Source organism: Kutzneria sp. NPDC051319 (assembly GCF_040682195.1).
Classification (GTDB): domain Bacteria; phylum Actinomycetota; class Actinomycetes; order Mycobacteriales; family Pseudonocardiaceae; genus Kutzneria.
This window is the reverse complement of record NZ_JBFBAM010000018.1, coordinates 156,914-165,530: the sequence shown is the minus strand read 5'-3', so window position 1 is coordinate 165,530 and position 8,617 is coordinate 156,914. Positions and strand designations below refer to the sequence as shown.

General features: G+C 72.3%; 9 protein-coding genes. 3 read left to right on the top strand and 6 right to left on the bottom strand.

Annotated elements, in window-relative coordinates:
• Together AB0M73_RS20910 and AB0M73_RS20905 are read left to right on the top strand one after the other, a co-directional pair.
• A partial coding sequence (locus tag AB0M73_RS20910; RefSeq protein ID WP_363892711.1) for a glycosyltransferase occupies positions 1-313 on the top strand: 313 nt, incomplete at its 5' end.
• The gene (locus AB0M73_RS20905; RefSeq protein WP_363892709.1) at positions 306-1,421 is read left to right on the top strand and encodes a DUF2795 domain-containing protein; all 1,116 of its coding nucleotides are present in this window, start codon (positions 306-308) and stop codon (positions 1,419-1,421) included. The genes AB0M73_RS20910 and AB0M73_RS20905, both read left to right, overlap by 8 nt.
• A 70-nt stretch (positions 1,422-1,491) precedes the next feature.
• Here the strand turns inward: AB0M73_RS20905 and AB0M73_RS20900 are convergent, their stop codons facing one another.
• Genes AB0M73_RS20900 through AB0M73_RS20890 form a run of 3 tightly spaced genes read right to left on the bottom strand, consistent with a single transcriptional unit; the run spans position 1,492 to position 4,977 of the window.
• Complete coding sequence (locus AB0M73_RS20900; protein WP_363892707.1) at positions 1,492-2,286, bottom strand: glycosyltransferase family A protein; 795 nt, start codon at positions 2,284-2,286, stop codon at positions 1,492-1,494.
• Positions 2,283-3,725, bottom strand: coding sequence for a D-glycero-beta-D-manno-heptose 1-phosphate adenylyltransferase (gene rfaE2, locus AB0M73_RS20895; RefSeq protein ID WP_363892705.1), 1,443 nt, complete (start codon positions 3,723-3,725; stop codon positions 2,283-2,285). Before rfaE2 (AB0M73_RS20895) ends, AB0M73_RS20900 begins: the two co-directional genes overlap by 4 nt.
• Positions 3,712-4,977 carry an aldehyde dehydrogenase family protein gene (locus AB0M73_RS20890; RefSeq protein ID WP_363892703.1) on the bottom strand — a complete coding sequence of 422 codons (1,266 nt, stop codon included), beginning with the start codon at positions 4,975-4,977 and terminating at the stop codon, positions 3,712-3,714. The genes rfaE2 (AB0M73_RS20895) and AB0M73_RS20890 overlap by 14 nt, the downstream gene beginning before the upstream one ends.
• A 53-nt stretch (positions 4,978-5,030) precedes the next feature.
• Between AB0M73_RS20890 and AB0M73_RS20885 the strand changes: the two genes are divergently transcribed.
• Positions 5,031-6,146 carry a glycosyltransferase family 9 protein gene (locus AB0M73_RS20885; RefSeq protein WP_363892701.1) on the top strand — a complete coding sequence of 372 codons (1,116 nt, stop codon included), beginning with the start codon at positions 5,031-5,033 and terminating at the stop codon, positions 6,144-6,146.
• On the opposite strand, the gene AB0M73_RS20880 is transcribed toward AB0M73_RS20885, so the two are convergent.
• From AB0M73_RS20880 to AB0M73_RS20870, 3 genes are read right to left on the bottom strand one after another with little or no spacing between them, the layout of a single operon-like run.
• Positions 6,097-6,777 (bottom strand): SDR family oxidoreductase, encoded by a 681-nt coding sequence (locus AB0M73_RS20880; RefSeq protein WP_363892699.1) that lies wholly within the window; start codon positions 6,775-6,777, stop codon positions 6,097-6,099. The two genes, AB0M73_RS20885 and AB0M73_RS20880, sit on opposite strands and share 50 nt — an antisense overlap.
• An 11-nt stretch (positions 6,778-6,788) precedes the next feature.
• Entirely contained in the window at positions 6,789-8,060 is a 1,272-nt protein-coding gene (gene rfaE2 / locus AB0M73_RS20875) for a D-glycero-beta-D-manno-heptose 1-phosphate adenylyltransferase (protein ID WP_363892697.1), read from the bottom strand.
• A complete protein-coding gene (locus tag AB0M73_RS20870) occupies positions 8,057-8,599 on the bottom strand; it encodes an SIS domain-containing protein (protein WP_363892721.1) in 543 nt (180 codons plus the stop codon). Before AB0M73_RS20870 ends, rfaE2 (AB0M73_RS20875) begins: the two co-directional genes overlap by 4 nt.
• Positions 8,600-8,617 lie beyond the last annotated feature (18 nt).

Genomic DNA, 8,617 nt, shown 5'->3' with positions numbered 1-8,617 from the left:
TGTCGCGGTGCTGCCGTTCACGGCCGGGGTGACGACGAAGAGCGGGTCGTTGTTGACCGTGTTGGCGCACGGCCTGCCGACAGTGGTGACCGACGCGGGGGATCCGGAGCTGGTCGACGGGGAGACGGTCGCAGTCGCCTCTTCGGTTCGGAGCGCGGACGCGATCGTGGCGGCGTTGGAGCGGGTGTTGGGGGATCCGGCGTTGCGGGCGCGCCTGTCCGCGCGGGGCAAGGCCATGGTGGCGGCGCGGACGTGGCCGAGGATAGCTCGGCGGCACCGGGAGTTGTACGACCAGGTGCTGCGGAATGGCTGAGTTCCGCCGAATTCTCGTGATCGAGCTGTTGGGCGGTATCGGGGACCTGCTGATGGCGCTGCCGGCGGTGCACGCGCTGGCCCGGCGGCACGCCGGCGCCCGGATGACGGTGCTGACCGAGGAGCCGGGGGCCGAGCTGCTGCGGACGGACCCCAGGGTCGCGGAGGTCTCGACGTCCAGCGATGTGCGGGGCGAGCTGACACGGGTGGATCCGGATCTGGTCGTGAGCACGTCGATGCACAGCGGGATTCCGGGGTTGGTGGCCGCGCACGGCTGCCGGGCAGTGACGGATCTGTGGCGGAGCCCGCCGGCGGGTCACCGGATTTCCGACCGGTACCTGGAGATCCTGCGGGCGGAAGGAGTGATCGGGTCGGCGGACCCGAAGCCGCGGGTGCATCTGACCGCTGACGAGCTGGCCCGAGGGCGGGAAGTGGTCGGGAAGGTCGCGCGGCCGGTGGTGCTGGTGCGGGACACGGGAATGGCGGTGAAGAGGTGGCCGCACTTCGACGAGCTGGCGGAGATCGTGCCGGTGCTGGAGCTGCCGGCGATGTCGTTGCGGGAGCTCGGCGCGTGCTTCGCCGCTGTGGCCGCGGCGGGCGGGGTCGTGGTGGGTGGGGACACCGGCCCGGTGCGGCTGGCGGAGGCGATGGGGGCCCGGGTGGTGGGGTTGTTCGGACCCACCACGGCTGATCGTTACGGCTATCACGGCGCGAACCTTCAGGGCCTGCCCCACTGCCCGCACCGCCGGCCGCTGGCGATCACCGAGCAACCGTGTTGGTGGGACGCCCGGTGCCCGCTGTCCGAGGACGGGCCGGCGTGCATGGCGGCGATCTCGGTGCGGGAGGTGCTCGGCCGTTTGTCGGAGGGCGGGGCGGGTAGAGCTCCGGTCCGAGTCGTCGCGTCGCCGGAAGGAGATGTCGTGAGCGAGAAGCCCAGTCCGATCCAGATGCAGAAGTTCCTCGGCGGGATGGAGTATCCCGCGAGCAAGGACCAGATCGTGGAGCACGCCAGGGCCAACGGGGCCGACGAGGCCGTGCTGGAGGGGCTGAAGGCCATGCCCGACCGGGAGTACGACGGGCCCAACGCGGTGAGCCAGGCCTTCTCGTAACCGGGCCGGTCTGCCGGGTCGCACAGCGACACTGTGCGACCCGGTTCGTGTTCTCGGCCCGCGGTCGGTCCTAACGCACCACGTCCACCGCCTGCACATCCCGCTTCGGTACGGTCGTCTCCGACTCCATGTGCACCGCCCCGCTCGGCAGCACCCCGGCGCCTCCGTGCTTCGCCATCACCCGCCACTGAGCGGCGACGTCCTCGCCGGCGTGCTCGGCCGGCAGCTCCCGCCAGAAGTCGAAGCCGCCGCACTGGGCCAACTTCTGCCGATCGAACAGCACGCACCCGGCGATCCAGGCCACCTTGTACGGCCGCCACTGCCCCGCCCCGATCCCCAGCTTCTCGGCCAGGTGCACCAGGTTCGCGGCGTTGTGCAGCGTCCACCGCCGCTCCTGCTCCGGGCCGATCACCTCGGGCTCGACACCGCCCGCCCACTCCTCGTAGGGCTTCAGCTCTCCCGGCCGATGGTCGTCCAAAAAGGACAGTCCCTGCATCGCGCTGCCCACGAAGCCGCATCGCAGCTCGGACATGGCCGCCCACAACCGACTCAGAGTCCCCGGCTCCAGCCACACGTCGTCGTCGAGGAAGAGCACATGCGAAGCGGTGGCCAGGCCGAGCAGGAAGTCCCGATGCTCGGACAGCCCACGCCGAGGCAGGTGTCGCACGAACTCCACCTCGACGCCCCGCCGCCCCAACTGGCGGGCCATCGCCCGCGCCGGCGCGGTGTCGAACGACGGGCGGTCGTCCGACTGGTCACTCACGACCACCCGCCGGATCGGACCGTCCTGCGCCGCCAGCCCGGCCAACGTCACCCCCAGCTCCACCGGCCGATTCCGGGTCGGCACCAGCACATCGACGCTCACTGCGCCCCCACCCGGCCCCGAATGCGCTCGATCACGGCCGAGGTGGAGCGGTCGGGCAGGTAGTCGAGGATCCGCACCTCCCCGCCGCAGGACCGGACAACGGGCGTTTCCGGCAGCATTTCGGGCGTGTAGTCGCCGCCCTTGGCGTACACGTCGGGCCGCAGGCGCTCGATCAGCTCGGCCGTGGTGTCGGCGCCGAACGTCGTGACATGGTCGACGCAGCTCAAGGCGGCCAGCACGGCCACGCGGTCGGACGCGCTGTTCACCGGCCGCTCGGGGCCCTTCAGCCGCCGCACGCTCTGGTCGTCGTTGACGGCGACGACGAGCACATCGCCCAGCCGCTTGGCCTGGTTGAGGTAGGCGATGTGCCCGCGGTGCAACACGTCGAAGCAGCCATTGGTGAACACGATCCGACGGCCGGCGGCCCGGTGCGTCCGCACCGCCGCGGCGAGCTGGTCGTGGTCCAGCGCCGCCGCCTGGAAACCGCCGAGACGATCCGTGAGCTGGGCGGTCGTGCACACGGAGGTCCCGGGCCGGCTCACCACGACATCGGCCGCCGCCTGCGCGAACTCGACAACAGCTGTTGTCGGCAATCCGCCGGCCATCGCCAGGGTCAGCGCGGCGACGAAGGTGTCGCCGGCGCCGGCGGCCTGGCTCTCCGGCGCGGGACGCGCCCACGTCCGGTGGGCCGGACCGTCCGACGGCAACAACACGGCGCCGTCCCGGTCGAGGGTCACCACCACGGTCCGGGCCCCGGTCGCCGTCCGCAGCTGTGCCGCACGGTCCTCGACGGACCCGAGCCGACCGACCAACGCCGCCGCCTCGGCGGCATTGGGCGTGACGACATCGGGTCGCACCGACGCCCAGCGCGACAGATCATGCGCGTCGGCCGCCAGCAACGGGATCCGGGGCCGCAGACGCTCAAGTTCCGCCCGCACCTCGGTGGTCAGCGTTCCGGCGCCGTAATCGCACACCAGCACCGCGTCGCATCTTGGCACGACTTCCCGCAGCACCCCGACCAAAGCGTGTCCGGTGCACGGCTGCACGTCCCCGCTGTCGCCCTCGTCGAACCGGGCGATCAGTTGATCGCCGGCGACCACGCGGCGCTTCGACAGCGTCCGCCGACCGTGTTCGACGAGCAGCGTGTCGGTGCGAACGCCGGCGGCATCGAGTTCTCGCCGGATCCGCACCCCGTCCAGGTCGGCCCCGGTCACCGCGACGAGCACCGCCTCGGCGCCCAGCGCGGCCAGGTTGGCCGCGGTGTTGGCCGCGCCGCCGGGACGGTTGGCCACCGAGTCGATCTCCACGACCGGGGCCGGCGCCTCGCGGCACAGCCGGGTGCTGCCACCACACAGCCACCCGTCCAGCATCGCGTCACCGACGACCGCGATGCGGAGCTTGCGGCGGGCCAGCGACTCGGGCATGTCAGCAGTCAGCATTCCAATGCACAACCTTCGTCGTCGTCATCTCGTCCAACAGCTCGGGCCCGTAGCCGAAACCGCTCCCACTCGCCCCGCGCGGCTGGGCCGCACCGCCGGGCGCGCCACCGAACACGGCGTTGATCTTCACGGTGCCGACCGGCAGCTCGCGCCACGCCCGCTGCGCATGCGCCATGTCGCGGGTCAACACGGTCGCCGCCAGCCCGTACGGACCTTGCGACGCCAGCTCGAGACCATGATCGAAGCTGTCCACCACGCACACCGGCGCGACCGGCCCGAACGTCTCCTCGCGCATCACCCGCATCTCCGGCGTGCACTCGGTCAACACGGTGTTCGGGTACATGCACCCGGTCGCCATCCCCGCCGGGTCGCCGCTGATCCGCGTGGCGCCGGCGTGCAAGGCCTCCTGCACCTGCGAATCGACCGCGTCGCGGGCGCGGGCGTCCACCAGCGGCCCGGTCACGAACTTCTGCGCCTCGATCCGCAACGCGTCCAGGAACTCCGCGGCGACGGCCCGGTGCACGAAGATCCGTTCCACCGACGTGCACAGCTGCCCGGCGTTGGTGAACGCCCCGAGCGCGGCCTGCTCGGCCGCCCAAGCCGGATCCACGCCGGCGTCGATCAACAGCGGGTCGTTGCCGCCGTTCTCCAACAGCAGCTTCGCCGTGCTGTTGCCGGCGATCTGCCGCCCGGCGGCGGTGCTGCCGACGTGAGCCACCACGTCCACCGGCTGCGCAGCGAGCGCCGCGCCCACCTCGGCGTCGCCGGGCAGCCACTGCACCACGTGCTCGGGCACCACGCCGGCCAGCAGCTCGGTCAGCAACTCCCCCACGCGCGGCGACCGCTCGCTGGGCTTGTGCACCACGGTGTTGCCCACCGCCAGCGCCGCCCCGATCAGCCCGCACGCGATCGCCACCGGGTCGTTCCACGGCGTGATCACCGCGACGACGCCGCGTGGCTCCGGAACCATGAAGTCGGTCGCCGTCCAGGCGCCGTGCAGCGTGTGACCGCCGTGCAAGGGTCCCAGCTCGGCGTACTGGTCAAGCGTCCCGGCCGCTGCCTGCACGCCGCCGCGCGCCTCGTCGATCAGCCGGCCGGTGTCGGCATTATTGGCAGCCGCCAATTCGTCGGCCGCGGCCCGCAGGCGCGCTGCGGCGGCCGCGAGCGCGGCCGCCCGCTCGGCCGCCGGGGTGCATGCCCAGTATGGCTGTGCCGCCCGCGCGGCGGCGACGATCCGCTCAGCTTCGCTCACGTCGTGGCGGCTACCCGGTGATTGGCGGAATAAGCGGCGGGCATTCCGGTGTCATGCGCCCGTTCGACAACGTGCACAAGATCGCACTGCTGCGGGGCGGCGGCCTCGGCGACCTGATGTTCGTGCTGCCCGCCGCGCACGCCTTGCGCAACGCCTATCCGGATGCCGAGATCGTGCTGCTCGGCACCTCCGGCCACGCCGGCCTGCTCGCCGACCGGCCGGGCCCGATCGACCGCGTGATCCGGCTGCCGGTGGCCAAGGGTGTCCACGAGCCGCCGCCGGGCACGGACGATCCGCCCGCGCTGCACCGCTTTCTCGAAGCGGCGCGGGCCGAACGGTTCGACCTCGCCTGCCAGCTGCATGGCGGCGGCCGGTGGTCGAACCCGTTCCTGCGCAATCTCGGCGCGCGGTTCACCGTCGGCACGCGGACGCCGGGCTCGGCCTCGCTGACCCGATCGCTGCCCTACCACTACTACCAGCACGAAGTGCTGCGCTGGCTGGAGGTCGTACGGCTGGCCGGCGCCCCGACCGTCACCTTGGACAGCGGCTTGGCGGTCACGGGACACGACCTCGCCGCGGCGGACGAAGCGTTGGCGGGCCTGCCCGGGCGCCTGGTCGCCGTGCATCCCAGCGCCACCGATCCACGGCGGTGTTGGCCAGCCGACAAATTCGCCGCAGTCGCCGCACATGCCGTCGCCGCCGGCCACAGCGTGGTCGTCATCGGTTCCGCCGACGAGCGGGAACTTGCCCAGCGCATCGCGGACCGGGCCCGCGGCGAGGTGCCGTCGCCGCACCGCATTCGAGACCTGGCCGGTGCGCTCGACCTGAGCGGCCTGGTGGGTGTGCTGGCCCGCAGCGACGTCGTCGTGGCCAACGACAGCGGGCCGCGACACATCGCGGAGGCGGTCGGCACACCCACCGTCAGCATCTTCTGGTGCGGCAACATGATCAATGCCGGCCCGTTCTGGCGAGGCGTGCACCGGCCGCACATCGCGTGGATGGTGACCTGCCCCGACTGCGGCCGCACGCTGACCGACCGGGAGGAGCCGGACTGCGGGGATCACCCGTCCTGGGTCGCCGACGTTCCGGTCGCGCCGGTGCTGGCCGATGTGGACAGCGTCATGGCGGCCATGATCCCTCCTCGGAGTGCGTCACGACCAGCTCCCTGAGCTCGCAGCTACCCGGCTGGCTCAGCGCGAACACGACGGCCGCCGCCACGTCGTCCGGGTCGTTGAGCCGGGCGTCGGACGGCGGCTTGTAACGCTCTTCGCGGTCGTCGAAGAACTTCGTCCGCATGCCGCCGGGCACCAGCAGCGTCACGCCGACCTGCCCGGTCAGCTCCGCGGTCAGCGCCCGGGTGAAGCCGACAACGCCGAACTTCGAGGCACAGTAGGCGGTCGCGTCGCTGACGGCGCTGAACCCCAACGTCGAGGCCACCGTCACGATCCGCCCATGTGACGCCAGCAGGTACGGCAGCGCGGCCCGGACCACCGCCGCCGTGCCGAGCAGGTTGACCGCCACGACACGATCCCACTCGGTTCCGTCCACATCGGACAGCGCGCCGCAGCGGTCGGTGCCGGCGGCCGTGACAACTCCGTCCACACCCCCGTTGCGGTCGGCGATCTCGCGCACGGCCCGTTCGGCCGCGCGAGTGTCGGACAGGTCCACCTGGATGAAATCATCACACTCCGGCGGTTCGACCCGGTCCAGCACAACGGCTTTTCCACCGGCCTTGCGCACCGCTCGCACGACGGCCGCGCCCAGTCCCGACGCGCCGCCGGTCACCGCGATGGTTCCCATCGACCCTCCTCTCACTTCGACAGCAGATCCACCAGCCGCGTGGTCGAGCGACCAGCGTGGTACGGCACGACGACGCTTTCGCCGCCCCACTCCCCCAGCACCTCGGACTCCGGCAGCGTCTCGGCCGAGTAGTCGCCCCCCTTCACCCACACGTCCGGCCGCAGCTCGCGCAGCACGTCACAGGGCGTGTCACCGTCGAACAAGACGACGGCGTCCACACAGTCCAGGCAGCGCAACATCTCGGCCCGGTCGCGCTCGTTGTTCACCGGCCGTGCGGACCCCTTCAGCCGCCGCACCGACTCGTCGGAATTCAGGCACACGACGAGAAAGTCTCCGAGCTGCCGGGCCGCCCGCAGGGTTCTCGTGTGTCCGGTGTGGAGGATGTCGAAGCAGCCACCGGTGGCGACGACCCTGCCGCCGCGGGCCCGCACCGCTTCGAGGGACAGGCTTTCCGAGGGCGTCCCGGCGGAGACGAAGTCCGATGCGGCAACCACCGCCGCCGCCACGGCCACGCCCACCGGCTTGGCGCGCAACAGGTTGGTCGCGACCGCGGCGGCGAAGCGGTCGCCGCCGCCGCAGGGGTCGAGCACCGGCACCCGGGGCGCGGGCACCGCGATCGGCGTCCCACCAAGGTCCAGCAGCGCGCCGCCGCCGCCCAACGTCACAGCGACCGCACGCGGCCGAAGCCGCTCTCGCAGGACGGCCGCCGCCTGCCGGGCGCCGGCCACACGGGCCGATGCCTCCGCCTCGGCCAGATTCGGCGTGTACACAAGAACTCCCGGCACCGGCTCGGGCCCGCGCGGGTGCGGATCCCACACCACGGGCAGTCCCGTCAGCACCTCGCGCAGCCGGGGATCGGCGGCAAGGCCCCGACCGTAGTCGGACACCAGCACCATGTCGGCCGCGCGCACCGCTTCGAGCATCTCGTCGGTGACCTCCGGCGGCCGTTCGCTGCCACCGCGGTCGATCCGGGCCAGGGAATGGCCGTCGGCCCGCAACCGCGTCTTGACCACGGTCTCGCCGAAGGACCTGCCGGCGACGACCCGGACATCCGGCAGACACGACCTCAGCACGCCGGCGTCCGCGTCGTCGGACAGCGCCGTCACCAACGTCGTCGGCACGCCGTCGGAGGCGGCCAGCACCGCGGCCAGACCGGCTCCGCCGGCCCGGGGCCGCTCCGTGGCCATGTCCAGCACGGGCGCCGGGCCGTCCGGGCACACGCGGCTCACCGAGCCGACGACGTCCACGTCCAACAGCGCGTCGCCGACCACGACCAGATTCACGAGGCCCGCCTCCCCAGCAACGCGTTCTCGAAAGCCCCGCACACCACGTGCACGGCCACCAGATGCGCCTCCTGCACGGTCGCCGGCTCGGCCGGCACGCACAGCGCCTCGTCCACAGTGGACGAAAGCGGATTCGGCGCGCGGCCGGTCATCGCCCAGCACGTCGCGCCGGCACGTCGGGCGGCGGTGGCCGCCTTCAGCAGGTTCGGACTGCGGCCGCTGGTGGACAACAGCATCACGATGTCCCCGGGCCGGGCGTGGGCCGTGACCTGACGGGCGAACACCTCGTCATACCCGTAGTCGTTGCCGATCGCGGTCATCGCCGACGTGTCGCCGTGCAGGGCGATCGCCGAGAACGGCCGGCGGTCGCCGTCGAAGCGCCCCACCAGTTCCGCGGTCAGGTGCTGGGCCTCGGCCGCCGAGCCGCCGTTGCCCGCCGCCAGCAGCCGTCCGCCGGCCGTCAGCTTTCTGGCCAGTCGGTGGCCCCAGCTGTCCAGGACCGACGACTGCGCGCAGAGCCAGTCCAACGCGTCACGCAGGTCGTCGACGTGCTCGAC